The organism is Ureibacillus endophyticus, from assembly GCF_024159215.1.
In the GTDB taxonomy this organism is placed as follows: domain Bacteria; phylum Bacillota; class Bacilli; order Bacillales_A; family Planococcaceae; genus Ureibacillus; species Ureibacillus endophyticus.
On record NZ_JAMYWW010000001.1, the window covers coordinates 2,638,341 to 2,664,013 of the forward strand.

At 37.7% G+C, this 25,673-nt stretch carries 20 protein-coding genes, 39 tRNA genes, 2 rRNA genes and 1 riboswitch; of the genes, 7 read left to right on the forward strand and 54 right to left on the reverse strand.

Annotated elements, in window-relative coordinates:
- Nucleotides 1–217 precede the first annotated feature (217 nt).
- Nucleotides 218–338, reverse strand: a riboswitch (SAM riboswitch).
- A gap of 196 nt (nt 339–534) precedes the next feature.
- Nucleotides 535–2,121 (forward strand): phosphoenolpyruvate carboxykinase (ATP), encoded by a 1,587-nt coding sequence (gene pckA / locus NKR20_RS12880; RefSeq protein ID WP_121212636.1) that lies wholly within the window; start codon nt 535–537, stop codon nt 2,119–2,121.
- 90 nt (nt 2,122–2,211) lie between these two features.
- Here pckA and NKR20_RS12885 read toward each other — a convergent pair whose 3' ends face one another.
- From NKR20_RS12885 to NKR20_RS12900, 4 genes are all read right to left on the reverse strand, one after another.
- Nucleotides 2,212–2,991 carry an alpha/beta hydrolase family protein gene (locus tag NKR20_RS12885; protein WP_121212635.1) on the reverse strand — a complete coding sequence of 260 codons (780 nt, stop codon included), beginning with the start codon at nt 2,989–2,991 and terminating at the stop codon, nt 2,212–2,214.
- Nucleotides 2,975–3,442, reverse strand: coding sequence for an NUDIX domain-containing protein (locus NKR20_RS12890; RefSeq protein ID WP_121212634.1), 468 nt, complete (start codon nt 3,440–3,442; stop codon nt 2,975–2,977). The genes NKR20_RS12885 and NKR20_RS12890 overlap by 17 nt, the downstream gene beginning before the upstream one ends.
- An 86-nt stretch (nt 3,443–3,528) precedes the next feature.
- Nucleotides 3,529–3,750: a transposase gene (locus NKR20_RS12895; protein WP_253426995.1), complete on the reverse strand. Its 222-nt coding sequence runs from the start codon at nt 3,748–3,750 to the stop codon at nt 3,529–3,531.
- Nucleotides 3,751–3,928: 178 nt separating this feature from the next.
- The gene (locus tag NKR20_RS12900; protein WP_121212632.1) at nt 3,929–4,378 is read right to left on the reverse strand and encodes a Dps family protein; all 450 of its coding nucleotides are present in this window, start codon (nt 4,376–4,378) and stop codon (nt 3,929–3,931) included.
- Nucleotides 4,379–4,608: 230 nt separating this feature from the next.
- Between NKR20_RS12900 and NKR20_RS12905 the strand changes: the two genes are divergently transcribed.
- The 3 genes from NKR20_RS12905 to NKR20_RS12915 all read left to right on the forward strand — a co-directional run bounded on the left by NKR20_RS12905 (nt 4,609) and on the right by NKR20_RS12915 (nt 6,101).
- On the forward strand, nt 4,609–4,785 hold the full coding sequence (locus NKR20_RS12905) for a hypothetical protein (RefSeq protein ID WP_253426996.1): 177 nt from the start codon (nt 4,609–4,611) through the stop codon (nt 4,783–4,785).
- Nucleotides 4,782–5,015 carry a membrane protein insertion efficiency factor YidD gene (gene yidD, locus NKR20_RS12910; RefSeq protein ID WP_253426997.1) on the forward strand — a complete coding sequence of 78 codons (234 nt, stop codon included), beginning with the start codon at nt 4,782–4,784 and terminating at the stop codon, nt 5,013–5,015. Before NKR20_RS12905 ends, yidD begins: the two co-directional genes overlap by 4 nt.
- Nucleotides 5,016–5,120: 105 nt before the next feature.
- Nucleotides 5,121–6,101: a metal ABC transporter solute-binding protein, Zn/Mn family gene (locus NKR20_RS12915; protein WP_121212630.1), complete on the forward strand. Its 981-nt coding sequence runs from the start codon at nt 5,121–5,123 to the stop codon at nt 6,099–6,101.
- 319 nt (nt 6,102–6,420) lie between these two features.
- Here NKR20_RS12915 and NKR20_RS12920 read toward each other — a convergent pair whose 3' ends face one another.
- From NKR20_RS12920 to NKR20_RS13160, 49 genes are all read right to left on the reverse strand, one after another.
- Nucleotides 6,421–7,851, reverse strand: a complete 1,431-nt coding sequence (locus NKR20_RS12920) for an o-succinylbenzoate--CoA ligase (protein WP_121212629.1) — start codon at nt 7,849–7,851, stop codon at nt 6,421–6,423.
- Nucleotides 7,852–7,978: 127 nt separating this feature from the next.
- A complete protein-coding gene (locus tag NKR20_RS12925; RefSeq protein ID WP_121212628.1) occupies nt 7,979–9,253 on the reverse strand; it encodes a sensor domain-containing diguanylate cyclase in 1,275 nt (424 codons plus the stop codon).
- A gap of 112 nt (nt 9,254–9,365) precedes the next feature.
- Nucleotides 9,366–10,184, reverse strand: coding sequence for a 1,4-dihydroxy-2-naphthoyl-CoA synthase (gene menB, locus NKR20_RS12930; RefSeq protein ID WP_121212627.1), 819 nt, complete (start codon nt 10,182–10,184; stop codon nt 9,366–9,368).
- A complete protein-coding gene (gene menH / locus NKR20_RS12935) occupies nt 10,185–11,003 on the reverse strand; it encodes a 2-succinyl-6-hydroxy-2,4-cyclohexadiene-1-carboxylate synthase (RefSeq protein ID WP_253426998.1) in 819 nt (272 codons plus the stop codon). It abuts the gene before it with no gap.
- The gene (menD, locus tag NKR20_RS12940) at nt 11,000–12,715 is read right to left on the reverse strand and encodes a 2-succinyl-5-enolpyruvyl-6-hydroxy-3-cyclohexene-1-carboxylic-acid synthase (RefSeq protein WP_253426999.1); all 1,716 of its coding nucleotides are present in this window, start codon (nt 12,713–12,715) and stop codon (nt 11,000–11,002) included. The genes menH and menD overlap by 4 nt, the downstream gene beginning before the upstream one ends.
- Nucleotides 12,708–14,093 (reverse strand): isochorismate synthase, encoded by a 1,386-nt coding sequence (locus NKR20_RS12945; RefSeq protein ID WP_253427000.1) that lies wholly within the window; start codon nt 14,091–14,093, stop codon nt 12,708–12,710. The genes menD and NKR20_RS12945 overlap by 8 nt, the downstream gene beginning before the upstream one ends.
- Nucleotides 14,094–14,342: 249 nt before the next feature.
- On the reverse strand, nt 14,343–15,278 hold the full coding sequence (locus NKR20_RS12950) for a dipeptidase (protein ID WP_253427001.1): 936 nt from the start codon (nt 15,276–15,278) through the stop codon (nt 14,343–14,345).
- 151 nt (nt 15,279–15,429) lie between these two features.
- Nucleotides 15,430–15,501: transfer RNA gene (locus NKR20_RS12955), tRNA-Glu, on the reverse strand.
- Nucleotides 15,502–15,511: 10 nt separating this feature from the next.
- Nucleotides 15,512–15,602: transfer RNA gene (locus tag NKR20_RS12960), tRNA-Ser, on the reverse strand.
- Nucleotides 15,603–15,605: 3 nt separating this feature from the next.
- A tRNA-Asn gene (locus tag NKR20_RS12965) sits at nt 15,606–15,680 on the reverse strand.
- A gap of 9 nt (nt 15,681–15,689) precedes the next feature.
- Nucleotides 15,690–15,766: transfer RNA gene (locus NKR20_RS12970), tRNA-Ile, on the reverse strand.
- Nucleotides 15,767–15,774: 8 nt separating this feature from the next.
- Nucleotides 15,775–15,848, reverse strand: a tRNA-Gly gene (locus NKR20_RS12975).
- A gap of 5 nt (nt 15,849–15,853) precedes the next feature.
- Nucleotides 15,854–15,929: transfer RNA gene (locus tag NKR20_RS12980), tRNA-Phe, on the reverse strand.
- Between the two features lie 9 nt (nt 15,930–15,938).
- Nucleotides 15,939–16,014 (reverse strand) — tRNA-Asp (locus NKR20_RS12985).
- A gap of 1 nt (nt 16,015) precedes the next feature.
- A tRNA-Met gene (locus tag NKR20_RS12990) sits at nt 16,016–16,092 on the reverse strand.
- A 192-nt stretch (nt 16,093–16,284) separates the two neighbouring features.
- Nucleotides 16,285–16,377 (reverse strand) — tRNA-Ser (locus tag NKR20_RS12995).
- A 13-nt stretch (nt 16,378–16,390) separates the two neighbouring features.
- Nucleotides 16,391–16,467 (reverse strand) — tRNA-Ile (locus NKR20_RS13000).
- A gap of 6 nt (nt 16,468–16,473) precedes the next feature.
- Nucleotides 16,474–16,547: transfer RNA gene (locus NKR20_RS13005), tRNA-Met, on the reverse strand.
- Nucleotides 16,548–16,563: 16 nt separating this feature from the next.
- Nucleotides 16,564–16,639: transfer RNA gene (locus tag NKR20_RS13010), tRNA-Ala, on the reverse strand.
- 106 nt (nt 16,640–16,745) lie between these two features.
- A tRNA-Ala gene (locus tag NKR20_RS13015) sits at nt 16,746–16,821 on the reverse strand.
- An 8-nt stretch (nt 16,822–16,829) separates the two neighbouring features.
- Nucleotides 16,830–16,906, reverse strand: a tRNA-Pro gene (locus tag NKR20_RS13020).
- Nucleotides 16,907–16,914: 8 nt separating this feature from the next.
- Nucleotides 16,915–16,991 (reverse strand) — tRNA-Arg (locus NKR20_RS13025).
- A 7-nt stretch (nt 16,992–16,998) separates the two neighbouring features.
- Nucleotides 16,999–17,087, reverse strand: a tRNA-Leu gene (locus tag NKR20_RS13030).
- Nucleotides 17,088–17,092: 5 nt separating this feature from the next.
- Nucleotides 17,093–17,167: transfer RNA gene (locus NKR20_RS13035), tRNA-Gly, on the reverse strand.
- A 29-nt stretch (nt 17,168–17,196) separates the two neighbouring features.
- Nucleotides 17,197–17,281 (reverse strand) — tRNA-Leu (locus NKR20_RS13040).
- Between the two features lie 9 nt (nt 17,282–17,290).
- Nucleotides 17,291–17,365 (reverse strand) — tRNA-Lys (locus NKR20_RS13045).
- A 7-nt stretch (nt 17,366–17,372) separates the two neighbouring features.
- Nucleotides 17,373–17,448: transfer RNA gene (locus tag NKR20_RS13050), tRNA-Thr, on the reverse strand.
- Between the two features lie 6 nt (nt 17,449–17,454).
- Nucleotides 17,455–17,530, reverse strand: a tRNA-Val gene (locus NKR20_RS13055).
- Nucleotides 17,531–17,540: 10 nt separating this feature from the next.
- Nucleotides 17,541–17,656 (reverse strand): 5S ribosomal RNA (rrf, locus tag NKR20_RS13060).
- Between the two features lie 87 nt (nt 17,657–17,743).
- Nucleotides 17,744–17,815, reverse strand: a tRNA-Glu gene (locus tag NKR20_RS13065).
- A gap of 10 nt (nt 17,816–17,825) precedes the next feature.
- Nucleotides 17,826–17,916 (reverse strand) — tRNA-Ser (locus NKR20_RS13070).
- 3 nt (nt 17,917–17,919) lie between these two features.
- Nucleotides 17,920–17,994, reverse strand: a tRNA-Asn gene (locus NKR20_RS13075).
- Between the two features lie 9 nt (nt 17,995–18,003).
- Nucleotides 18,004–18,080: transfer RNA gene (locus NKR20_RS13080), tRNA-Ile, on the reverse strand.
- Nucleotides 18,081–18,088: 8 nt separating this feature from the next.
- Nucleotides 18,089–18,162 (reverse strand) — tRNA-Gly (locus NKR20_RS13085).
- 5 nt (nt 18,163–18,167) lie between these two features.
- Nucleotides 18,168–18,243, reverse strand: a tRNA-Phe gene (locus NKR20_RS13090).
- Nucleotides 18,244–18,252: 9 nt separating this feature from the next.
- A tRNA-Asp gene (locus NKR20_RS13095) sits at nt 18,253–18,328 on the reverse strand.
- Nucleotide 18,329: 1 nt separating this feature from the next.
- A tRNA-Met gene (locus tag NKR20_RS13100) sits at nt 18,330–18,406 on the reverse strand.
- A gap of 192 nt (nt 18,407–18,598) precedes the next feature.
- A tRNA-Ser gene (locus NKR20_RS13105) sits at nt 18,599–18,691 on the reverse strand.
- Between the two features lie 13 nt (nt 18,692–18,704).
- Nucleotides 18,705–18,781, reverse strand: a tRNA-Ile gene (locus tag NKR20_RS13110).
- Between the two features lie 6 nt (nt 18,782–18,787).
- A tRNA-Met gene (locus tag NKR20_RS13115) sits at nt 18,788–18,861 on the reverse strand.
- Between the two features lie 16 nt (nt 18,862–18,877).
- A tRNA-Ala gene (locus NKR20_RS13120) sits at nt 18,878–18,953 on the reverse strand.
- A 31-nt stretch (nt 18,954–18,984) separates the two neighbouring features.
- Nucleotides 18,985–19,073, reverse strand: a tRNA-Leu gene (locus NKR20_RS13125).
- Nucleotides 19,074–19,078: 5 nt separating this feature from the next.
- A tRNA-Gly gene (locus tag NKR20_RS13130) sits at nt 19,079–19,153 on the reverse strand.
- A gap of 28 nt (nt 19,154–19,181) precedes the next feature.
- Nucleotides 19,182–19,266, reverse strand: a tRNA-Leu gene (locus NKR20_RS13135).
- 9 nt (nt 19,267–19,275) lie between these two features.
- A tRNA-Lys gene (locus NKR20_RS13140) sits at nt 19,276–19,350 on the reverse strand.
- Nucleotides 19,351–19,357: 7 nt separating this feature from the next.
- Nucleotides 19,358–19,433 (reverse strand) — tRNA-Thr (locus tag NKR20_RS13145).
- A 6-nt stretch (nt 19,434–19,439) separates the two neighbouring features.
- Nucleotides 19,440–19,515 (reverse strand) — tRNA-Val (locus NKR20_RS13150).
- A gap of 11 nt (nt 19,516–19,526) precedes the next feature.
- Nucleotides 19,527–19,642, reverse strand: a 5S ribosomal RNA gene (rrf, locus tag NKR20_RS13155).
- Nucleotides 19,643–19,815: 173 nt separating this feature from the next.
- Entirely contained in the window at nt 19,816–20,718 is a 903-nt protein-coding gene (locus NKR20_RS13160; RefSeq protein ID WP_253427002.1) for a DMT family transporter, read from the reverse strand.
- Between the two features lie 121 nt (nt 20,719–20,839).
- Between NKR20_RS13160 and NKR20_RS13165 the strand changes: the two genes are divergently transcribed.
- The 3 genes from NKR20_RS13165 (at nt 20,840) to NKR20_RS13175 (ending at nt 24,228) form a co-directional block, all read left to right on the forward strand.
- The gene (locus NKR20_RS13165; protein WP_121215999.1) at nt 20,840–21,559 is read left to right on the forward strand and encodes an MgtC/SapB family protein; all 720 of its coding nucleotides are present in this window, start codon (nt 20,840–20,842) and stop codon (nt 21,557–21,559) included.
- Nucleotides 21,560–21,575: 16 nt separating this feature from the next.
- A complete protein-coding gene (locus NKR20_RS13170) occupies nt 21,576–22,565 on the forward strand; it encodes a cation diffusion facilitator family transporter (RefSeq protein ID WP_253427003.1) in 990 nt (329 codons plus the stop codon).
- Between the two features lie 313 nt (nt 22,566–22,878).
- Entirely contained in the window at nt 22,879–24,228 is a 1,350-nt protein-coding gene (locus NKR20_RS13175) for an IS1182 family transposase (RefSeq protein ID WP_253427004.1), read from the forward strand.
- A 184-nt stretch (nt 24,229–24,412) separates the two neighbouring features.
- On the opposite strand, the gene NKR20_RS13180 is transcribed toward NKR20_RS13175, so the two are convergent.
- Nucleotides 24,413–25,576, reverse strand: coding sequence for an iron-containing alcohol dehydrogenase (locus NKR20_RS13180; RefSeq protein ID WP_253427005.1), 1,164 nt, complete (start codon nt 25,574–25,576; stop codon nt 24,413–24,415).
- Between the last annotated feature and the right edge of the window lie 97 nt (nt 25,577–25,673).

A 25,673-nucleotide genomic window follows, 5' to 3' on the forward strand; every position in this document is an offset into this window, starting at 1 on the left:
ACGAGATTAGTTCTCGATTTGATACGGTACTCATTACCCATGTTAAGTCCGCACATGAAGGTTGGACTCCAAGCCGTTACTGCTTATTAACACGAGGATATCGAAAGGCGAATAATAATTGTTACATTATTTTCATTTTGTACTCTTTTCAAAAAAAAATTCCTTTTACTCACATAAAACCCATGAGTAAAAGGAATTGTAAATACAGTACCTTTCACTCTTATCGTTCAAGGGATTTTCCCTTGCATCAGGTTGGCACCATCGCATTTATTATATATAATAAATGCAGGTTGCCGGGCTTCATAGGGCCTTGACCCTCCACCAGCTCGGGATAAGAGTATCCGTTCAAATCAACATATTACGGAAATCGACATCCAATGTCAATTTATAAATGTTGATTTCTTTAAAAGTTTAAAAATTAAAAAATAATTTATGAATAGTATAGATTATTTAATTCAATGTGTTATACTATTTTTGAAATTAAACAAACATCCCATGCAGTGGGAATTCTGAAAAAAGGATGGTATTTAATCGATGAATTCAGTAGAAATTGCGAATGAACTGAAGGAATTATTAAACGGCGAGAATATTAAAGTTCAACTATCAGTACCACAATTAGTGGAAAAAGCTACATCACGTGGAGAAGCAGCTCTAACTGTTGACGGTGCAATCGTTGCTGAAACAGGTAAATATACAGGACGTTCTCCGAAAGATAAATATTTCGTAGAAGAAGAGAGCACAAAAGACAAAATCGATTGGGGCAGTGTAAACCGCGCGATTTCTGCTGAAGTGTTCGATAACCTATATCTTAAAGTTGTAAATTACTTAAAAGAAAAAGATGAGCTTTATGTATTCAAAGGATTTGCTGGCGCTGATAAGGATTCACAACTTTCAATTCAAGTAGTGAACGAATATGCTTGGCACAATCTTTTCTGTCATCAATTATTCATCCGTCCAACAGAAGAAGAACTTGCTTCTCATGTTGCAGAATTTACTATTGTTGCAGCACCAACATTTAAAGCAGACCCAGCTGTAGATGGTACAGCTTCTGAAACATTTATTATTGTATCATTAGAAAAGAAAATAATCCTAATCGGTGGTACTGAATATGCTGGTGAGATGAAAAAATCTATCTTCACTATCATGAACTATTTACTACCTGAACGCAATATTTTCTCAATGCACTGTTCAGCAAACGTTGGCGAAGCTGGCGATGTTGCACTATTCTTCGGTTTATCAGGAACAGGTAAAACAACATTATCTGCAGACAAAAACCGTAAATTAATCGGTGACGATGAACACGGATGGTCAGATAACGGTGTATTCAATATTGAAGGTGGATGTTATGCAAAAACAATTAACCTTTCACCTGAAAAAGAACCTGAAATCTACAATGCAATTCGTTTCGGTTCTGTTTTAGAAAACGTTGTAGTAGATCCAGAAACTCGTATTCCAGATTATGATGATGGTTCATTAACTGAAAATACGCGTGTTGCTTACCCAATCGATTATATCGAAAACATTGTAACACCATCAGTTGCAGGTCATCCAAAAACGATCGTATTTTTAACTGCTGATGCATTTGGTGTATTACCTCCAATCAGTAAGTTAACAAAAGAGCAAGCGATGTATCACTTCTTAAGTGGTTTCACATCAAAATTAGCAGGTACAGAACGTGGAGTAACTTCTCCAGAACCAGTATTCTCTACATGCTTCGGTGCACCATTCTTACCATTACCAGCAACTCGTTATGCGGAAATGTTAGGTGAAAAAATTGACGAACATGGTTCACAAGTATTTTTAGTAAACACTGGTTGGACTGGTGGAGAATACGGCGTAGGAAGCCGTATGAAACTTTCATATACACGTGCAATGGTTCGTGCTGCAATTGACGGTAAACTTAACAATGTTGCTACAACTCAAGATGCAGTATTTGGATTACACATTCCAACTGAAATTGAAGGGGTTCCTAGCGAAGTATTAAATCCAAGAGATGCTTGGTCAGATAAAGCTGCATACGATGCAAAAGCTGCATACTTAGCAGACTTATTCAAAGAAAACTTCAAAAAGTTCTCTAATGTTTCAGAAGAAATTTTGAAAAATGGCGGACCTTTAGTATAATATAGTTAGACAAAAGTCGACATAACGTTTTATAAACTTTATATCATAAATAAAGAGCCATTTCCTTTTGAGGAAATGGCTCTTTCAATTTTATCTACTTCTCATCCACTCACATAATGCTTTTACTGTTTTACGATTGACATTAGGCGGATAATGATGTCCTAACCCAGAAGAGTACCATGTTTCTACTTGTTTATTTTCTTCGATTAACTTTTGCTCGAGGTCATAGGATTGATTAATACTTACATTCTCATCTTCTGTACCATGAATAAGGAGTACAGGTGCATTAATATCATTTACTTTAAATAACGGTGTTCTTTCATCAAACTTTTCTTGCTCTTTATTTGGAGAACCACCGATAATCCGTTTTAATGTTCTTCTCATGTCTACACGTTCCATATACATGCTTGTTACACTAGAAACCCCTGCCCATGTAACAACTGATTTAATATCATCTCGTAAAATGGCAGTCCATAATGCCATTAAACCACCTCTAGAAAAGCCAAAGAGATGAATCTCATTTTTATCAACAAATTTCTTCAACACCTCTGCTGCATACACGGCATCATATCGATCTTCACCTGCAATCTCATCTCTTCCCTCTCCTCCCCGATTTCCACGGTAATAAGGAGCAAAAACAACAAATCCTTGGCATGCAAATTGAGCAATACGCGAAGGACGCACCATGCCGATAGATTGTAACCCACCTCTTAGATAAAGTAATGCATCATAATTCCCTTCTAACTTCGGTTTTGCTAGTAATCCCTTTACCCTAAGTCCCTGCGACCAATACAAGATTTCAAACAACTCGACATTCGGATTAGGTGAAGGATAACTTCGAATAGTTTCAATACTACCATTGTCTTTCATGATTTTTCACTTCCTGTAGCATCTTTTTCATTCCTGCATCTTTCATATAAAAACTTAAATTTGGTTCATTCCATAATTCATCTATCGTAAGCCAAGTCATTCCTAATGTTTCATGCTCTTCAATGAATTCATCTATTCTTTCTACTTTCCCAGTAAACACGGCTTTACAAAATGGTTCTTTATCATATACAACATAGTAGGCAAACCATTTTAAATCTGTAATATGTACTGCTGTTTCTTCGTAAACTTCTCTTACTGCAGCTTCTTGTAATGTTTCACCCGGTTCAACTTTTCCACCGGGAAACTCTACCCCACGTTTTTTATTAATAGTACAAAGCCATTTACCATCTTTTTGCACTAACACTAAAACATGTTTTGGCTCTATTTCAAACGGTCCCTCATCGAATCGTAAATCTACTTTACAGCCTTGTTCATCAATAAAAGAAAACATCCCTTCGTTCAACTCCTACGTACGTTTAATAATAATGGTACAACCCACTAAAGATACTCATAGTCTATCGAAGGGATGTTTCATAATCAATGGAAATAAGGTAATTGTTCAACAAACTGTTTTGTATTTTCATCACCAAATTCATGAATGAGCGCATAAAGTTTTTTTAGTCTTGTATCAATTTCATCATTTTCTTCATCTAAATGATAGGGAATATACGGCAAATGAGCACGTACCAAATTATGAAACTCCAATGAATTTAACTGTAGAAATAAATGTTCAAATATTTTTGCCTTATCGCTATCCATCTTAAGTTTAAATTCACATGATTCTCCTAAAGGGACATAACTATATGTTTGATTTGCCACATTTACATAAATTGTAGTATCGATAGTAATCACTCCTTTTAGGTAAGTATGTTGCGAACGAATCGGAGCTATTCAACAAAGTAAAACACGGCCCATAAAATTGAGCCGTGTTTTGTAATTATTGGTTATTCCCTAAGAAAGCAGATAACATCCAAGTGTGTTTTTCAAGGCTTTGATATGTGGCATTTAACATATCCTCTGTACGATCATCGCCCTCTTCAGAAGCTTGTTCCATCGCTTCTTTTAAATAAGCCATAATTGTTTTAAAATCGGAAATTGTCGTTTGTACCATTTCCTCTGTAGATTCTGAACCTGTTGCTTCTTTAATATGAGACAATTCAAGATGTTCAACCATTGTCGCAACTGGTTTTCCACCTTTAGAAAGAATACGTTCTGCTACTTCGTCTAAATTTAATGTTACCTCATTATAAAGTTCTTCAAATTTTGCATGAAGTGTAAAGAATGATGGACCTGTTACATACCAATGATAATTGTGTAACTTTGTGTAAAGCACTGACCAAGTTGCTACTAAATCATTTAATTGTTCAATTAATGTTTTATTTGCCATGTAAATCACCTCATAATTATTATTTAATGAAAACTAATTTCAATTAAATTATAACCTGATAATATTTTGGATAAATTGTCTATAATTTGAAATTTTTATTTCCCTTCAAATCATATCACCTATACTATGTCCCAATTTTAAGTATTTAAACATGATGAAGAATATTGACATAAAGTTCATAAACCAAATGTTCGCGATAATAGAAATTATTTTATACTATAATAATAGAGGTGAAAGCATTGAATATTACATTAGCAATTATCGTTTTAGTCGGAGTTATATATTTTATTTTAATAATCGGTGCAATTATTTTTATTAAGAAAAAGAAAAAAGGATTTTTTACTCAAACAGTTGATCCAAAACCAGAACAAAGTCTGCAAACTCATGAGGAGTTAAAAGACAAATGAAATATTTTTTTATTTGGTTAATACAGTTTTACCGTAAATTTATTTCGCCTATGACGCCACCTTCTTGCCGTTTTTATCCTACATGTTCCCATTACGGTTTAGAAGCTTTTCAAAAACATGGTGCAATAAAGGGATTAATTCTAACGGTTACGCGCATTTTAAAATGTCATCCTTTGCATCCTGGTGGAGTTGATCCGGTTCCTGACAAATGGCCTTCGAAAAAAAAATAGATTCGAAGGCTTTTTTTTATTGTCTTTTTTTTCAACTTCCTGTATTATTGAGAATGTTAAAAATATAAATCGTAATAATTACTATTTAGAAAGGTGTGAAAATTATTGAAAAAGTTTTCAATTTTGTTGTTATTTTCACTATTATCACTTGTTTTAGTAGCATGCAATAACAGTACGACTACAGAAGAAAAAACGACAACAGCAGACGATTCTAATAAACTTAAAATATATACAACCGTTTATCCTTTAAGTTATTTTACACAAGAAATTGGTGGAGATTTTGTAGAGGTTTCTTCGATTTACCCACCTGGTACTAATGAACATACTTTTGAACCGACTCAAAAAGATATGATGCTTCTAGCAGATTCAGACCTTTTCTTTTATATTGGACTTGGATTAGAAGGGTTTGTTGAAAATGCTCAAAAGACTCTAGCTAAGGAAAATGTAAAACTAATCGCAACAGCTGATTCAATCGCTGAAGAACATTTACATACATCTGCTGTTGAAGAACATCATGAAGACCATGACCACCACGAGGGAGAACATGACGACCACGACCACGGAGATATTGATCCCCACGTTTGGTTATCACCAATCATTGCAAAAGATTTAGCACTATCAATTAAAAATGAACTTATTACCGCATTACCAGAACAAGAAGAATACTTTAACGACAACTATAATCAATTAATCTCGGAATTAGATTCATTAAATTCCGATTTTGAAAAAATGGCAGCTAGTGCATCAAACAAAACATTCTTTGTATCTCATGCTTCATTCGGTTATATCGCTGGTCAATATGGTTTAGAGCAAGTTGCCATTGCTGGTCTTAACTCTCAAAGCGAGCCTTCACAAAAAGAACTGATGGAAATTGTTGATTTAGCAAAAGAATTAAACATTAAATATGTTTTATTCGAACAAAATGTCTCTTCAAAACTATCAACAATCATTCAAAATGAAGTAGGAGCAAAAGCCCTTACTCTTCATAATTTGAGCGTTTTAACAGAAAGTGATATTAACAACAACGAAACTTATTTCACTTTAATGAAAAAGAATATTGAGACTTTACAAGAAGCGTTGAATTAATATTGAGGCTGGGACAAAAGTGATTTTCAAAAATATTAAGTAAATTATTAGTATTGAAAATCTACTTTTCAGAAAAAGTTGATTGAAATGGAGTGTGACTGAGTGTAGCTGACGGCATTCGCCTTTCGCTACAGAGCACAGCTTCCTGCGGGAACAGCACGAGCCGAAAATCCATTTTTGCCGGCGTTAGACGGCAAAAATTAGTTGAGGCCGTGCCCGCGGAAAGCGTTCACACGGAATGGAAATCAACTTTCTCTACATCAAAAAAACAACATTTTCACTTAAGAAAAATGTTGTTTTTTATGTTTTCCCCCAACCGCTAAATTAAATCTTTTAACTTTCTTCTTAATAATTTATTAGACCCATTCCGTGGTAATTCGGATACAATATAGAATTTCTTAGGAACCTTATACTTCGCTAATTTTTCAAAACAATATTTTTGAAGTTCTTCCTCACGAATATCAGATTTTAGAACAATAAACGCTATCGGTACTTGTCCCCAAACCTCATCTTCTATTCCACAAACACCCGCTTCACGAATAGCATCATGACCCATCAAAACATTTTCGACTTCAGCAGGATATATATTTTCACCACCAGAAATTATTAAATCTGAACGGCGGTCTACCACATATATATATCCTTCTTCATCCAAATAACCAATATCCCCAGTATGTAACCAACCATCAATTGTTGGACTTTTGTCAGTAAAACGGCCAATATAGCCTGGCGTTACATGAGGACCTCGAATAAGGATTTCTCCCTCTTTTCCTTGTTCCTTTGAATCAATTTTAATTTGATTAAAGAATAAAGGCTTACCCACTGATCCCAATTTTCTAAGTGCATCTTTATTAGTTAGTGTGGCTGTTTGAGAAGAAGTCTCCGTCATCCCATATGTTTGGCATAGGGAGATACCTAGGCTATGTGCACGTTCTAGATACTTCTTTGGTACAGGTCCACCTCCAGCGAGCATCACTTTAAACTTCGGTGAAGCTTTTAACTGATGTTCTTCTAAACCATGTAAGATTCTTTCTAACATTACCGCAACAACAGACATATGCGTGACTTTACCTTCTGCAATATCCTGCACGGCACCTTCCTTATCAAACTTTTCATATAGCTTCACTGCATTTCCATATAGTAATGAACGTACAAGGATAGAAAACCCACTAATGTGGAATAATGGAAGCGCACAAAGCCATACATCTTCTTCTGTTAGACCAATGTTTAAAACAGAAGATAATGCACTTGATTGGTGATTTCCAACCGTTTGACGTACGCCTTTTGGAAAACCAGTTGTGCCGGAAGTATACATAATTGTTATAGTTTGATCAACTGGCCAATCAGCTGCTATATCAATAGCTATAGCATTACTTTCTTCAACAGTAGAAAAGTTAAGTTTCTGAATATGTTCTGGTAGTAAGTCGATATCCGCTTCATCAACTAATACAACTTCTACTTCTGCATCTTGTATTTGATATTCAAGTTCTGATTTTGATAATTTTCGATTCAACATGACCATTTCACATTGAAGATGCATACAACCATACATCATAAATATTAGACGAGGTTGACTTGGGCCTAATACTGCAATTCGTTGTTTTTGTCGAATGCCATTTGCTACAAGTTGCCCTGCTCTGTTCAATGAAATCTGTTTTAATTGTTCAAATGTCCAACTATTACCGTTAAATATTAGACCAACCCGATTAGGAGTTAGAAAAGCTCTTTGTAAAATCCAATTCGGATACATATTAATCCCTCCACTAATATTTTAACACTATATAGAACAGTAAGTGCTGACTTTAACTCAAGATTGTGTTATGAAGAAAGTAAAAAGGTGTCCAAAAAAGTTTTACGTTTTGGACACCTCTCGATTCTTAAGAAAAATTAATATGGTATTTATTTTTCCCTTTTTCTTTCACGTTATATAAAGACTCATCAGCACGATTAACAAAATAAGATATATCCTTGAATTTTGTTGTACAAATGGTAGCACCAATGCTAGATGTAATTGTTATTTCTTTCTTATCCGTAACAATTGTCTCCATTGTCGCTTGTTGAATCTTGTAGATAAACTTTTTAACATCAACCTCTGACTTTACATGTTTTAAGATAACAATAAATTCATCGCCACCAAGTCTTGATGCTACCCCATCAGTTCCTACGATTGCTTGTACTCGTTTTGCAAACTCCTTTATTACTTGGTCACCCGTTTCATGGCCGCATCGATCGTTAATATATTTAAAATCATCGATATCAAAGAAAAGTAGTGAAAAATATTTGTCTTCCATATTTAACTTCTCAATCGCTTCTCTTAAACATTTTTCAAAATAACGTCGATTTGGTAAACCAGTTAAAGAATCATGGTAAGCTAAGTATGTTAATTTTTCTTCATTCTCTTTTTGCAATGTAATGTCTCTCGCTACTAAAACGATATGTTTAAATCTTTCATTATCAAAAACAGGAGTTCCTGAAAGTTGCGTCCATATCCATCCTCTTGTCATATGAAGAGCTTTTAAAGTAATACTAAAGGGTACACCATTTTCGATAGCATTATTGAAGCATTGGTCAAGTAATTCAAGGTAATCTGGATGGATGTTAAAAAAAGGTTCTTTATTAAAATAGTCCCTCTTTGGATCAAAATCGAACATTGTTTTACTGGAGGGAGAAATATATATATAGTTTTTTTGGTCGTCCATTAGAATAATGACATCTTGGACACTTTCTGCGATTATTTTAAAGTTTAGTTGGCTTTCACGATACATGCTAGATAAGTAATCAACAACTCGTACATCTTTTAATACTAGAAATAATCCATTTTCTATAGCAGTTTCTTCCATTGGAATAAATTTCACAACACAGGGAATATGCTCACCATTTTTGTGAATAAATACAAACTTACTTTCTTTTGAACTCCCTTTTATTGCAAGTTCAAAACATTCGATTACCTCTTGTTTATCTTCCTCAACAACATAGTCCCAAATACTTGTATGTATTACTTCTTGAAGTGTATAGCCACTTAATTTTTCTACTGCAATGTTTCCATCATAAATAATTCCATTAATATTTAGTGTTATGATAGCATCTGTATTTAACTTAAAAAGAGATTGATAATCTATTTTCGATGTTGCATTGATAAGTAATTGATCCATTTAATGCCGCTCCTACATTATTAAAAACACTTTTACACATTGCTACTAATTATTACTATAACACTAAATAAAAAAACCGTCTCAACAAATATGAAACGGTTTAGTAACTATTTTATGGGAATCTTGGGAATTGACCAAAGTCTGGTTTACGTTTTTCTTTAAACGCATCGCGACCTTCTTTAGCTTCATCAGTTGTGTAGTAAAGAAGTGTAGCGTCACCAGCAATTTGTTGTAAACCTGCTAATCCATCAGTATCAGCGTTCATAGCAGCTTTTAAGAAGCGAAGAGCAGTTGGTGACATTTCAAGCATTTCTTCACACCATTTAACTGTTTCATCTTCCAGTTGTTCGTAAGGTACTACAGTGTTTACTAAGCCCATTTCAAGTGCTTGTTGCGCATCATATTGACGGCATAAGTACCAAATTTCACGAGCTTTTTTATGACCAACGATACGTGCTAGATAGCCTGAACCGTAACCTGCATCAAATGAACCAACTTTTGGTCCAGTTTGACCGAAGATAGCATTGTCTGCAGCAATTGATAAGTCACATACTACATGTAATACATGACCTCCACCAATTGCATATCCTGCTACCATCGCTACAACTGGTTTTGGAATTACACGAATTAAACGTTGTAAATCTAATACGTTTAGACGAGGAATTTCGTCATCACCTACATATCCGCCATGGCCGCGAACTTTTTGGTCGCCACCTGAACAGAATGCTTTTTCACCTTCACCAGTTAAGATGATTGCGCCAATATTTTTATCATCTCTCGCTCGAGAAAATGCATCAATCATTTCCTCAACTGTTTTTGGGCGGAAAGCATTGCGTACTTCTGGACGATTAATCGTAATTTTAGCAATACCGTTATAGAACTCATACTTAATATCTTCGTAAGTATGTAAACTAGTCCATTCACGAGTCATTTAATTACCCCCTTTTTTCTTTAAGACATCCTTTACTATTGTAGCAAATAATGTCGGATTTTCCACATGAATTGCATGTCCAACATCACGAATCTCTATATGATTTGCATTTGATAATAATTTCACCATTTCCTGAGCGATTTTACAGAACTTCTCATCAATTGATCCTGTAATCAATGTAACTGGTAAGGTAATGTCGCTTAAACTTGTCCAAAGGGATTTTTGTGCCCCTGTACCCATTCCACGTAAACTATTCGCTAAGCCGATTTCCTTTTGAGATAACCGTTCTTCTCGGATTTTTTTCTGTACTTCTGTGGGAAGTTTTTTTTGAGACTCGAACAGAGGGATATTCTCCCACTTTTCTACAAAGGATTGTAAGCCATTTTGCAATATTTCATCGGCTAATTTCTCATCTGAAATACGGCGTGCCTCACGTTCTTGTTCTGTTTTCAATCCTGGTGAAGCACTTTCTAAAATGAGATGATTTACCTCATTTGGATAGTTGGCAACATATGATAATGCAACACGTCCACCTAACGAGTATCCAAGTAATGTGAAGTTCGATAAATGTAGCTCTTTAAATAGTTCATGGAGAACTTCTACTTGTTCTTCCATTGAGTACATTGTTACTTCGGTTGGTGCATCTGATAAGCCATGTCCTATTAAATCGACTGCTACAATTCGATAGTGATTCGGGATTAGTTGTGCAACCTTATTCCAAGTAGCAACACTTCCTGTAAAGCCGTGGAGCAAAACTATCGTATCTGTCGCCTCTTCATTCCAGCAATGAAAATTGATATTTATGCCTCTTACAATCATCGCTCTAACTCCTCAGAAATACGTTGCCATAAATTTCGATGAGCGGTTACATTTTGACCACGATCCGTAAAGATTTCAACTAATCGTAATGGCTTTTCTCTTTCACTATCCAAGAACTTCCCTAATTCATTGAAGTCTTTAATTTGGAGATATTCCATATCATACATTTTCGCAACTTCTTCAAATTGAAGAGCAGTTGGTGTGCCAAATAAGTCTTCATAATATTGTTCAACAGTTGATTGAGAAAGATACGAGAAAATTCCTCCCCCATCATTATTCAATACAATGACAGTAATACGACATTGCTGATAACGTGTGGCAATTAACGCATTCACATCATGTAAAAATGCTAAGTCTCCAATTAATAAAAACATCTCTCTATCATTTCTACCTTGGCTAAATCCAAGGGCAGTTGACATGACACCATCAATTCCGTTTGCTCCGCGATTTGCAAAGACTTGTAAATCTTTCTCAGTTGGAAGTAAGAATGTATCGATATCGCGAATTGGCATACTGCTACTAACAAATAAATCACTTTTATTCGGAAGGTTTTCAATGATATTACGAACAATTGCACCTTCATCTGTCTCAACTTCTGTATAGGATTGGATATGTTTTCGTGCAATTTCTTCAGCTTTTTGCCACTCAGCAAAATAACCAAATTCCATCGAATTTTCAATTTGTAAGTTTTCTAGCCAACTACCAATATTAGCATGGATAAAATGTGTGGACACTGCTGTTGAATCTCTAAACATCGGATCTTCATCGATGACTATATAATTCTTTGGCATCGATTCCGTTAAAAAGATCGATAAAAATTTCGAAACGGGTTGCGCACCAAAGCGAATAACCGTATCAGGTATCACCTTTTCCTTGAATGCTTTATTTTTTAATATTGCATCATATGTAGAGATGATATATTGTTCACAATCCTCAGGTACATTCCCGCGCATATTCGATAAGCTTTCAATTAAAACTGGCCATTTTAGTTTACGTATAAAGGACCACAATTGTTGTAAATCAGTACCTAATGCGAGTTCACCAATAATCACAAAACCTTTCATTGTTTCATTGATAGTAGCTGTGAACATGTCCGTAGCTTCTTTTGATGGTACTAATTGACCAGTAAAACTACTTTTAAAATTCCCTTCTACTAATTCCTCTTGGAAATCAATTAATAATGGCTCACGGAAAGGTACGTTAAAGTGAACAGGACCAAATGGACATGTTTTTGCTATCGTCACTCCACGTGCTATATGGCGTTCGATAAATGGTAATGTTTGTGGAGCTTCATCTGGTATTGGAAACTCCACTGACCATTTCACTTGCTCACCGTATAATCGGATTTGATTAATGGCTTGTGGCGCCCCTACTTCACGTAACTCATGTGGGCGATCTGCCGTTATCACAATTAAAGGGATACGTGCATATTTTGCCTCAACAATGGCAGGATAATAATTTGCTGCTGCGGTACCAGAAGTACATAATAATACAACAGGTTGTCCTTTTGCCTTCGCTATTCCAAGAGCAAAAAATGCTGCAGAACGTTCATCTACTTGACGATATGTTTTTATTTTTTTAGTAGATGCAAAAGCATAGGCAAGTGGTGTAGAACGTGATCCAGGACTAATAACTACATCTTTTACGCCATTTTGAATTAATGATGCAACCATTTTATAAACATATTGGGATAAAATTTCACGCTCACTCACTCAGTTGTCCTCCTAAAGCTCGAATCATTGGACGGAATTTAACTAAAGTCTCTTCATATTCGGAAACTGGCTCTGAGTCTGCTACAATACCGCCACCAGCATATAAATAAGCCTTATCCTTAATAAGTGCCGCTGAACGAATCGCAACAGCAAATTCACCATTTCCTTCTGCATCCAACCATCCAATAGGAGCTGCATATAAACCGCGATTCATCGTTTCATATTTTCGAATAATTGACAATGCACCTTCACGAGGAACGCCACCTAAAGCTGGTGTTGGATGTAAATCTTTCACAAGCTGTAATATTGTCGCATTTGGCTTCAATTTTCCTTCAACTGGTGTATATAAATGCTGGATATCACGAATTTTTAAAAGCTTCGGATGTTTCGGCACTTTGAATTCGGTACAATTTTTTTCGAATGTATCAGCAATCATTTCAACCACATAACGATGTTCCCCGAGATTTTTTGAATCATTTAATAAATTCTCCCCAAGCTGCTTATCTTCATCTGCTGTTTTTCCTCGTTTTATTGAACCCGCCACACAAGAAGAATAAGCATATCCATTCTTCACTTTAACCAGTCGTTCCGGTGATGCCCCAAAGAATAATAATTCATCTTGTTCTAATCCAAATAAATAACTTTCTGGTTGCTCATTGATCACATGTGATAATACTTGAGGTGATGATAAGGTCTCAGCAAAATCCATTTCTAATGACCTTGCAATAACAACCTTTTCAGCCTTTTTATCTTTAATTAAGGACGTTACTTTTTCAATAGATTGTAAATAATCCTGCTTTTTTAATTCCATATATTTTGTCATTACTGGCTTTTCATAAGTCTTCAATTCTTTCACTTGCGCAGCGTGAATTAAATGGTCTCGTTCCACACGCATTGCATCGAATTCTTGTAGGCTATTTGCTTTATCTGTTACTAAATGAATACTGATATATGCTTTGTCATTACGAATAACAAGCTGATATGTAGCAACGGCAAACAAACTTTGTGGGAAACCATCCCATTCACCAGTTTTTGTATTTTCCGGATCAAAGGTAAAGCCTCCAAATAAAATTGGTTGTGGCTCGCTTTCTTCTTTAATTATATTTTTCGTTAATTCTCGCCATTCTTCTTCAATTTGGTCAAATCGATTATCACCTGCATTATTTTTAATAACGTAAGCGTGGCCGAGTCCAACCAATGTTAATGTTTTTTCACGGTTTTGCCAAAAAAAGCGTTTTCCTTTATATTTCTGCTCACCAGCAGCAAAAAATGCTAATGCTGATAGTCGACTTACTTCTATTGTTTCAATGTAGAAGGTTTGCGCTCTATTTATATTTCCTACTTCTACTTCAGTGGATTGTAGCCACTTCTGATGCATGAAATTTCCCTCCGTTAAAAAGCAATAAAATACAACTCGACCCATTTGGACGAGTTGATGTTTTACTTATGGGGTTTAATATTCCCTTAAAGATAACAGAAATGCTTCATCTGCTTGTAATAAATAAACTAAAACTTTTCACTATCTATTCTATCACAACATCCAAGTCGCATATAGAATATTGCAATCATGACTTTGAGTATTTTGAGTGTAATTTTATCCATTAAAAAAATGCGCTAGGAAAAAACTCTAACGCATTCCAATTTCCGAGAGATATTTCAAAAATCCTTTACTTGCCATAGTCTCAATTTCACTTTGTGTAAAAGTTTTAGATAGTGCACTTGTGATATTTTGATATTCAGAAGCATTTGTTAATTGTTCAACAGTTAAATCAATACCATCAAAATCAGATCCAAACCCAATACGTTCTACACCTACGAGGGCTGCTATATGGGTAATATGCTTTATTAAATCATCTATCGTTGTAACCTCTTTACTCTTCTTAACAAAAGGCGGATAAAAAACTACATGGATTCGTCCCCCATGTTGAACTAGCTGTTTTATTTGATCATCGCTTAAATTCCTTGGATGGTCACATAGAGCTCTTGCATTACAATGACTAGCAATTAAATGTTTGGCTAATGGAAGTAAGTCATCAAAGCCTTGTTTATTTAAGTGAGCAACATCAATAATGACATCGTGTTCATTCAGCAATTCAATTACTTGTTTTGCAAATGGTTTTAGTCCTTTATCAGGAGATTCTGATGCACCATATCCAACAGCATTTTCATAATTCCAAGTTAAGCCTACTAATTTTACACCAGCATCTAATAACAATTTCAACTTATAGAGATCATCGCCAATACAATCACATCCCTCTAAGCTTAACACTGCTCCTATTTGCCCATCCTGTAGCTCGTTTAATTGCTTCCAATTTGTAATATGGACCATCTCTGGTTCATTTAATACTTTAGTTTGAAATGCTTCTACTTGTCTCAACGCTTCAGTAAATTTCTGTTCTTGTGGGATGTGTGGTTCAATAAAAATCGCAAATATTTGGACTTTCACGTTACCTCTTTGTAAATTTTCTAGGCTAGCATGTAATCGGGAATCGTTACGAAACTGCACATCCTCCAACCTAGAAAGTTTTTCTAAAACATCACAATGCAAATCAATTATTTCCATTTGTTCATCACCTCATTTAATAGTTATGAGCATTTTGATAATAATATTTTGTTCGCTTCTTCACCATAAATATAGATAAAATAGTTTAATTAAATCTTATAAAATAAAAAAACACACTCAAGTTGTTTAACAATCTTGAGTGTGTTTTGAATGACCCGTACGGGATTCGAACCCGTGTTACCGCCGTGAAAGGGCGGTGTCTTAACCACTTGACCAACGGGCCTAACTATGTATGGCGGAGAAGGAGGGATTTGAACCCTCGCGCCGGTTACCCGACCTACACCCTTAGCAGGGGCGCCTCTTCAGCCTCTTGAGTACTTCCCCTTATGGCTCCGAAGGTAGGACTCGAACCTACGACCAACCGGTTAACAGCCGGTTGCTCTACCACTGAGCTACTTCGGAATATTTACATGGTGGGCCTAAATGGACTTGAACCATCGACCTCACGCTTATCAGGCGTGCGCTCTAACCAGCTGAGCTATAGGCCCAAGTATATTGGAGCGGGTGATGGGAATCGAACCCACGACATCAGCTTGGAAGGCTGAGGTTTTACCATTAAACTACACCCGCATTAATGGTGGGTCGAGACGGAATCGAACCGCCGACACTTTGAGCTTCAGTCAAATGCTCTACCAACTGAGCTATCGACCCATTAATTAATGGCGGTCCCGACCGGGATCGAACCGGCGATCTCCTGCGTGACAGGCAGGCATGTTAACCGCTACACCACGGGACCTTGGTTGCGGGGACAGGATTTGAACCTGTGACCTTCGGGTTATGAGCCCGACGAGCTACCGAACTGCTCCACCCCGCGATAATGTTATTGTTAGAAATATAATAAAAACTTACGCATTAACTATTATCGAACCGTCACGATTTCGTTTAGTAAATTCAAGAAGCTTGCGAAATCGTTACGCTGAAGTTTTGCTACGAAGATTATTCGTTCGTGCTCCACCCCGCGATAATATTATTAATTTACTTACACTTCATTGTACCATATAAAGAATGGCGGAGGAAGAGGGATTCGAACCCCCGCGCGGTTTAACCCGCCTGTCGGTTTTCAAGACCGATCCCTTCAGCCGGACTTGGGTATTCCTCCGTGTTATGACGATTGGTGGACCTTGCAGGACTCGAACCTGCGACCGGACGGTTATGAGCCGTCTGCTCTAACCAACTGAGCTAAAGGTCCTAAAGATGGCGGCAGAGGGGATCGAACCCCCGACCTTACGGGTATGAACCGTACGCTCTAGCCAGCTGAGCTACGCCGCCAAATTATTAATTTATTTGGTGGAGCCTAGCGGGATCGAACCGCTGACCTCCTGCGTGCAAGGCAGGCGCTCTCCCAGCTGAGCTAAGGCCCCATTATATTAAATATTAATTCTTATAATTAAAAATAAATCTTCAAGTAAATTATTTTAATAAGATTGCTTTATCAAGATAATTTATGAAGAAAAGTTAGTTTTATATTGGTGGAGCCTAGCGGGATCGAACCGCTGACCTCCTGCGTGCAAGGCAGGCGCTCTCCCAGCTGAGCTAAGGCCCCAATTGAAATGGTCGAGAAGACAGGATTCGAACCTGCGACCCCTTGGTCCCAAACCAAGTGCTCTACCAAGCTGAGCTACTTCTCGTATATATATGGCGCGCCCGGCAGGAGTCGAACCCACAACCTTCTGATCCGTAGTCAGACGCTCTATCCAATTGAGCTACGGGCGCATATAAATGGTGCCGAGGACCGGAATCGAACCGGTACGGTAGTCACCTACCGCAGGATTTTAAGTCCTGTGCGTCTGCCAGTTCCGCCACCCCGGCACATTTGGAGCGGAAGACGGGGTTCGAACCCGCGACCCCCACCTTGGCAAGGTGGTGTTCTACCACTGAACTACTTCCGCATGTGCTTAAAAATTATAATTTAATTAAATGGTGCGGGTGAAGGGAGTCGAACCCCCACGCCTTGCGGCGCTAGATCCTAAGTCTAGTGCGTCTGCCAATTCCGCCACACCCGCATATAAAACTGGTGAGCCATGAAGGACTTGAACCTTCGACCCTCTGATTAAAAGTCAGATGCTCTACCACTGAGCTAATGGCTCGTACAAATGGTGCCGGCGAAAGGACTTGAACCCTCAACCTACTGATTACAAGTCAGTTGCTCTACCAATTGAGCTACACCGGCAAAATATGGTGGAGGATGACGGGCTCGAACCGCCGACCCCCTGCTTGTAAGGCAGGTGCTCTCCCAGCTGAGCTAATCCTCCTGGGTAATATGCCTAGCAACGTCCTACTCTCACAGGGGGAAGCCCCCAACTACCATCGGCGCTAAAGAGCTTAACTTCCGTGTTCGGTATGGGAACGGGTGTGACCTCTTTGCCATCATCACTAGACTATTATTTTTTTGGACAAGATTTATAATATCACATTTAAAGATATTTTCAAGTCCATTTTCCAAAAATATATTTTGAAAAATTTTATGACCCGTACGGGATTCGAACCCGTGTTACCGCCGTGAAAGGGCGGTGTCTTAACCACTTGACCAACGGGCCTAACTATGTATGGCGGAGAAGGAGGGATTTGAACCCTCGCGCCGGTTACCCGACCTACACCCTTAGCAGGGGCGCCTCTTCAGCCTCTTGAGTACTTCCCCTTATGGCTCCGAAGGTAGGACTCGAACCTACGACCAACCGGTTAACAGCCGGTTGCTCTACCACTGAGCTACTTCGGAATATTTACATGGTGGGCCTAAATGGACTTGAACCATCGACCTCACGCTTATCAGGCGTGCGCTCTAACCAGCTGAGCTATAGGCCCAAGTATATTGGAGCGGGTGATGGGAATCGAACCCACGACATCAGCTTGGAAGGCTGAGGTTTTACCATTAAACTACACCCGCATTAATGGTGGGTCGAGACGGAATCGAACCGCCGACACTTTGAGCTTCAGTCAAATGCTCTACCAACTGAGCTATCGACCCATTAATTAATGGCGGTCCCGACCGGGATCGAACCGGCGATCTCCTGCGTGACAGGCAGGCATGTTAACCGCTACACCACGGGACCTTGGTTGCGGGGACAGGATTTGAACCTGTGACCTTCGGGTTATGAGCCCGACGAGCTACCGAACTGCTCCACCCCGCGATAATGTTATTGTTAGAAATATAATAAAAACTTACGCATTAACTATTATCGAACCGTCACGATTTCGTTTAGTAAATTCAAGAAGCTTGCGAAATCGTTACGCTGAAGTTTTGCTACGAAGATTATTCGTTCGTGCTCCACCCCGCGATAATATTATTAATTTACTTACACTTCATTGTACCATATAAAGAATGGCGGAGGAAGAGGGATTCGAACCCCCGCGCGGTTTAACCCGCCTGTCGGTTTTCAAGACCGATCCCTTCAGCCGGACTTGGGTATTCCTCCGTGTTATGACGATTGGTGGACCTTGCAGGACTCGAACCTGCGACCGGACGGTTATGAGCCGTCTGCTCTAACCAACTGAGCTAAAGGTCCTAAAGATGGCGGCAGAGGGGATCGAACCCCCGACCTTACGGGTATGAACCGTACGCTCTAGCCAGCTGAGCTACGCCGCCAAATTATTAATTTATTTGGTGGAGCCTAGCGGGATCGAACCGCTGACCTCCTGCGTGCAAGGCAGGCGCTCTCCCAGCTGAGCTAAGGCCCCAAATAAAAATTTTATATTATGATTTGCAAAATGGTGCCGAGGACCGGAATCGAACCGGTACGGTAGTCACCTACCGCAGGATTTTAAGTCCTGTGCGTCTGCCAGTTCCGCCACCCCGGCACATTTGGAGCGGAAGACGGGGTTCGAACCCGCGACCCCCACCTTGGCAAGGTGGTGTTCTACCACTGAACTACTTCCGCATGTGCTTAAAATTATAATTTATTTAAATGGTGCGGGTGAAGGGAGTCGAACCCCCACGCCTTGCGGCGCTAGATCCTAAGTCTAGTGCGTCTGCCAATTCCGCCACACCCGCATATAAAACTGGTGAGCCATGAAGGACTTGAACCTTCGACCCTCTGATTAAAAGTCAGATGCTCTACCACTGAGCTAATGGCTCGTACAAATGGTGCCGGCGATAGGAGTCGAACCCACGACCTACTGATTACAAGTCAGTTGCTCTACCAACTGAGCTACACCGGCAATTTATGGTGGAGGATGACGGGCTCGAACCGCCGACCCCCTGCTTGTAAGGCAGGTGCTCTCCCAGCTGAGCTAATCCTCCTGGGTATATAAGCGAAGCAACGTCCTACTCTCACAGGGGGAAGCCCCCAACTACCATCGGCGCTAAAGAGCTTAACTTCCGTGTTCGGTATGGGAACGGGTGTGACCTCTTTGCCATCATCACTTCACTTATTTATTCACTTTTTCAAAAGCAACTCTTATATAATATCATTACTTTCGAAATTAGTCAATTACTTTTTATATCGTTATCGTTGAAAAACTTATCCTCAACTTAGAACTTTACTCTTAAAAGTTTTGTTTGTCGTTAAGGACAAGTAATAATATACATCAGATTAAATGCTTAATCAAGTACTTTTTTCAAAAAACCTTTTAAAATTTTCAAATCTATTATAAACAGCATAATACCTATTATAACTGTTACTCCACCTATAATTTGTGTAGTCATCAACTTTTCTGAAAAAATAAAATAAGCAAGGATAGAAGCACCGATAGGTTCAAATAACACAGCTACCGAAATAACATTAGTACTTACCCATTTAACTGCCCAATTGAAAAGAGTATGACCAAGAAGGTTCGGAATAATAGCTAAAAGCAAGAACCAAACCCAATCCATTGTCGGATATGGACCAAAAGATTCCCCTGTTATTAATACGTAAAAGAATAAACAAACCGTACTTATCGAATAAACAACCATTGTATAAGTAATGAGGGAAATACGTTTTCGTACATCTTGTCCAAATAGTAAATAACCTGTAATTAATGCACATGCAATTAAAGCGAGGATATCTCCATATAATGCACTACCACTTACTCTAAAATCTCCCCAGCTAATCAAGAAACTTCCTAAAACCGCAATCGATCCAGAAGCAATTGTTTTTATTGTAATTTTCTCTTTAAAAAATAGATATGTTCCAATAAAAGCAAATAAAGGTTGTAATGTTACGAGAACAGTTGAACTTGCTACTGATGTGTAATTTAGTGATTCAAACCATAGAATAAAATGAAATGCTAAAAAGATTCCTGCTACGGAAGAAAAGAGCCAATCTTTTTTTGAAAGTATTTTAATTTCATTTACATATTTCGAAAAAAATAAGGGACTCATAATTAGTATAGAAAATAACATTCTATAAAACGCAATAACACTACTATGCGCTTCCGTTAATTTAACAATAATTGCAGATAAAGAAATTGAGATAACACCAATAAGAATAGGTATATATGGGTGTATTTTAGGTTTTTCCATTTTTTTATAACCCCATTATATTATTTTTGCTATATTTATAAAATAGTATATATATTTCTATTTTGTCACAAATAGGCAGTGGAATTCAATCATTAAAAAGGGGGTACAACAACAATTGAATATTACTATACTTAATGAACCATTCTCATATGAAGTGGTTATTAAACTTGTGATTGCTGCTACTTTGAGCTTAATTATAGGGATTGAACGGGAACTGAAAAAGAAACCTGTTGGATTAAAAACTAGCTTAGTAATTGCGACATTCAGTTGTTTACTTACAATCATTTCAATTGAAGCAGCGTATAGTACTCCTCCTCGGGATGATATTAATATTACAATGGATCCACTACGTTTAGCAGCACAAATTGTCAGTGGTATTGGATTTTTAGGTGCTGGTGTCATATTACGAAAAGGAAACGATAGTATCACAGGCTTAACTACTGCCGCGATGATATGGGGTGCTGCAGGAATTGGAATCGCAGTCGGAGCTGGTTTTTATATCGAGGCTTTTGCAACAGTTGTGATTGTTGTAATCGGAATTGAATTGATTGCACCATTCTTGTCCAAAATAGGTCCAAAACGTTTACGCATGAAAGAACTATCGTTAAGGGCAAGATTGTCAAAGGAAGAAAATATTCAAAACCTCCTTACTTTTATGAAGCAAAATGAAATGTATATTGAACATATACGTATTAAAGATATACCCGTATCAACAGAACAGGTCTTATTTGAAGTCGATATTAAATTTTCCACATTATATAAAAAAGATACTATTTCAATTTACACTACTTTGCACACACTACCTTATGTACACAAAATTGAGATAGAAAACTTAGGCTAAAATTGGAGGAACAAACATGGGCGAAATATTTAAACTAATAAAGGGTGGAAATAAACCCTCTCTTATAGCAGCACTTGTTAACTTATTTTTAGGAATAATTAAAGGTGTTGCCTATTTTTTTACAGGTAACGTAGCAATGTTCGCAGAGATGATGCACTCCCTTGGTGATGCTGCAAACCAATTCTTCGTCTTTATTGGCTCGGCTTTATCGAAAAAAGCCCCTACTGCAAAATTCCCCAATGGTTTTGGGCGTGTTGTAAATCTTGTTTGTTTAGGTGCAGTTTTAATTGTAGCAATCCTGTCATATGAAACAATAAAAGAAGGATGGCATCATTTTATTCATCCAACTGAAGAGTCTGGAGGCGTACTGATCGCTCTTGGAGTGTTGTCAATAGGTATTATATTAGAAGGAACTGTATTGCATAAAGCGGCACAAGAAGTACTGCATGAAGTGGGAGTTGAGAATAAGGGTTTCTTAGCCGTACCAAAGTCTGTTGCGTATTTAAATCGAGCAAAGCCTGCTACGAAACTTGTTTGGATGGAAGACTTAGTAGCAACATCCGGTAACATCCTTGCCTTTCTAGCGATTGTCATTGCCTATTTTACAGGTTGGTCAGCATTAGAAGGTTTGGTTTCCATGATTATCGGAATAATGATGTTCTATGTAGTTGGTAGAGTATTTCTTGATAATGCTCGTGGTGTCATTGGGGAAACTGATGAAGAAATGCAAATTCATATAGGTAACTTAGTGATGGAAGATCCACACGTAACGGATATCCGTCGATTAGAAGTAATTAAAGAAGGAGAATTTCTTCATGTAACAGTTGTTGCAGAAACAGACCCTAATCTCTCCCTAGCCTTTTTAGATGATGTTCGAGATCATTTAGTCGAAATGATTATGAGTCAAAAAGGGGTTACGAAAGTTTCACTATTATTTGATGAAGAAGATGAAGTTACTAATTGGGAACATCATTTAGCAGAAAAGAAACAGGATTCTAATGAGTAAGGAAATTAATTATGAATAGCTGAACCAATAAAAAAGCAATCATGGTATAATACATGATTGCTTCAGACTGTAGACAAACTCGATAAATTTCGAGTTTGCCTACAGTCTTTTTTCTTTTAAAATATAATTAATAGTCTTAGGAATAGAGTCAGTTGATTTCCGTTTCGGTGGACGCTTTCCGCGGGCGTGGGCCAATCCTCCTCGTCACTCATTCTTCGCTCCTGCGGGGTATCGGCCGTCACGCTTTTCCCGCAGGAGTCGCCACCTGCACTACAATCAACTACTTGCTAAATAAACATTGAGGTGAATGGATATGATGACGAAAAATCAAGGAAACGAACGCGATCAAATTGAGATGATTACGATTGACCAACTTGTACCACAAAACCATCTTGTAAGAAAGCTCGAAGCGGCCATTGATTTTTCTTTCATCTATCCACTGGTAGAACCACTATATTCTACATTAGGTAGACCCAGTATTGACCCGGTCGTTTTAATTAAAATGACCTTTGTTCAATATGTATTTGGGATTCGTTCGATGCGTCAAACTATCAAAGAAATTGAGACAAATATGGCTTATCGTTGGTTTTTAGGATTTGGCTTCCATACAGAAGTACCTCACTTTTCAACCTTCGGGAAAAACTATGTCCGTCGTTTTCAAGACACAGATATCTTTGAACAGATTTTCTATCGAATCCTCAAAGAAATTACAGATAAAGGCTTGTTGAGTCCGGACCATGTTTTCGTTGATTCTACTCATGTGAAGGCGAGTGCGAATAAACGCAAATTCGAAAAGAAAATGGTCCGTAAAGAAACGCGTGCGTATGAGGCGAAGTTACAAGAAGAACTCAACCAAGACCGTGTGAATCATGGGAAAAAGCCGTTCCCTCCAGAAAAGTTTGAAAAAGAAGAAATGAAGGAAATCAAAGAAAGCACAACCGATCCAGAGAGTGGTTACTATGTGAAAGATGAACGAACAAAACAGTTTGCGTATTCTTTTCATGCTGCTGCGGATCGTTATGGATTTATACTTGGAACGCTTGTAACACCTGGTAATGTTCACGATAGTCATATGCTACAACCTCTTGTTGAAAAGATCATGGAAAAAGTGAAAAAACCACTTGCTGTTGCGGCTGATGCTGCGTACAAAACACCAGCTATTACGAAATTCTTATTTGAACAGGATATTCAACCAGCACTTCCTTATACACGACCAAAAACGAAAGACGGATTTTTGCGCAAACATGAGTATGTGTATGATGAGTACTATGATTGCTATCTTTGTCCGGAAGGGCAAATCTTAAACTATTCGACAACGACTAAAGATGGGAAACGTCAATATAAATCGAACCCTACTCAATGTGCAACGTGTCCTTTACTTACCCAATGTACGAGCAGTAAGGACCACCGAAAAGTTATAGAACGACATATTTGGGCTCATTATGTTGAGGAAGCGGACCATCTTCGTCATCAAAACCATATCAAACAAATCTATGCGAGACGTAAAGAAACGATTGAACGTGTCTTTGCGGATGCGAAAGAAAAGCATGGTATGCGATGGACAACCCTACGTGGGATTAAAAAATTGTCCATGCAGGCGATGCTTACTTTTGCTGCCATGAATTTAAAGAAGCTTGCCAATTGGACTTGGCAAGCTCCATAAATGGCATAAATGATAATACCCGAGGAATGTTTTTGCTTAAAATAAATCGATATAATATCCAAAAATCCAGAAAAATCACAAAAGGCTTTCAGAATGAGACCATTCTGAAAGCCTTTTGTCGACAATCTGAAGCAATCATGGTATAATACATGATTGCTTTTTCTTACTTGAGTTTATTCAGCTCTTATAAAGACATCTTTAAAATCGTACGAACATCCTCTGCTTGTAACTCTTTAAATCTTCCAAATGGTCCATTAACCATTGATTTTTCAACTAATGTTTCAAGTTGTGAATCATCAATATCATAATCACTTAGGCGACTTGGTGCACCAATTGATGTCCAAAATTCACTTAAACGGTCAATGCCTTCTAAAGCTACCTCTTCAACTGTTTTTCCTTCAGGATTAACATTAAACACACGTGTTGCCAGTCTTGCGAAACGCTCAGGATTAACAGAAACGTTATGGCGCATCCAATTCGGGAATAGGATAGCTAGTCCTCCCCCATGTGGAATATCATAAACCGCCGAAACGGAATGTTCGATATTATGAGTTGCCCAATCACCTCGAGAACCCATAGATAAGAAGCTATTTAATCCAATTGTTCCAGCAAGTAAAATTGTTTCACGCAGCTCGTAATTTTCGAGGTCTTCAATTAATTTTGGTGCTGTATTAATCACAGTTCGTAAAACACCTTCACACATTTCGTCCGTGATTGGTGTGTTCGTAGCATCGTGGAAATATTGTTCAAACACATGCGACATAATATCCACAATTCCGTATACTGTATGATCCTTTGGTACAGTAAAAGTATACGTTGGATCTAGTATTGAAAACTTTGGAAACACTGCTGGATGTCCCCAACCATATTTTTCTTTTGTTTCTTCGTTAGAAATAACTGAGCCCGAATTCATCTCTGAACCAGTTGCGGCTAGAGTTAATATTGTCCCTAAAGGTAACGCATCTATAACATTCGTTTTCTTTATTACAATGTTCCAAGCATCTTCATCTACTTTAGCACCTGCTGCAATTAATTTTGAGCAATCAATAACTGAGCCGCCACCGATAGCTAAGATAAAATCAATGGATTCCTTTTTACATATTTCGATACCTTTTCTAGCTGTTTCCACACGAGGATTTGGCTCAACGCCACTTAATTCAAAAACGTTCATATTTAATTTGTTGAGAATTGCCATGACATCATCATACAAACCATTCTTCTTAATACTTCCTCCACCATAAACAATTAAAATATTATGACCATATTGAGGTAATTCTACTTCAAGTTGACTAATTTGATCTTTCCCAAAATGTAAACGTACTGGGTTATAAAATGAAAATGTATTCACTATTGACTCCCCTTCTTGACTCAGTCTAGCCTAAAACACTATTTGGCCTCAATTTCATTTGTTATGAACTAACAAAAAAGCTATGTAAGGAGTATTC

Bases quoted from the DNA above. Each gene is read 5' to 3' on its own strand.
- pckA (WP_121212636.1), top strand. From the start codon at position 535: ATGAATTCAGTAGAAATTGCGAATGAACTGAAGGAATTATTAAACGGC.
- NKR20_RS12885 (WP_121212635.1), bottom strand. From the start codon at position 2,991: ATGAAAGACAATGGTAGTATTGAAACTATTCGAAGTTATCCTTCACCT.
- NKR20_RS12890 (WP_121212634.1), bottom strand. From the start codon at position 3,442: ATGTTTTCTTTTATTGATGAACAAGGCTGTAAAGTAGATTTACGATTC.
- NKR20_RS12895 (WP_253426995.1), bottom strand. From the start codon at position 3,750: ATGGATAGCGATAAGGCAAAAATATTTGAACATTTATTTCTACAGTTA.
- NKR20_RS12900 (WP_121212632.1), bottom strand. From the start codon at position 4,378: ATGGCAAATAAAACATTAATTGAACAATTAAATGATTTAGTAGCAACT.
- yidD (WP_253426997.1), top strand. From the start codon at position 4,782: ATGAAATATTTTTTTATTTGGTTAATACAGTTTTACCGTAAATTTATT.
- NKR20_RS12920 (WP_121212629.1), bottom strand. From the start codon at position 7,851: ATGTATCCGAATTGGATTTTACAAAGAGCTTTTCTAACTCCTAATCGG.
- NKR20_RS12925 (WP_121212628.1), bottom strand. From the start codon at position 9,253: ATGGATCAATTACTTATCAATGCAACATCGAAAATAGATTATCAATCT.
- menB (WP_121212627.1), bottom strand. From the start codon at position 10,184: ATGACTCGTGAATGGACTAGTTTACATACTTACGAAGATATTAAGTAT.
- menH (WP_253426998.1), bottom strand. From the start codon at position 11,003: ATGATTGTAAGAGGCATAAATATCAATTTTCATTGCTGGAATGAAGAG.
- NKR20_RS12945 (WP_253427000.1), bottom strand. From the start codon at position 14,093: ATGCATCAGAAGTGGCTACAATCCACTGAAGTAGAAGTAGGAAATATA.
- NKR20_RS12950 (WP_253427001.1), bottom strand. From the start codon at position 15,278: ATGGAAATAATTGATTTGCATTGTGATGTTTTAGAAAAACTTTCTAGG.
- NKR20_RS13160 (WP_253427002.1), bottom strand. From the start codon at position 20,718: ATGGAAAAACCTAAAATACACCCATATATACCTATTCTTATTGGTGTT.
- NKR20_RS13170 (WP_253427003.1), top strand. From the start codon at position 21,576: ATGGGCGAAATATTTAAACTAATAAAGGGTGGAAATAAACCCTCTCTT.
- NKR20_RS13175 (WP_253427004.1), top strand. From the start codon at position 22,879: ATGATGACGAAAAATCAAGGAAACGAACGCGATCAAATTGAGATGATT.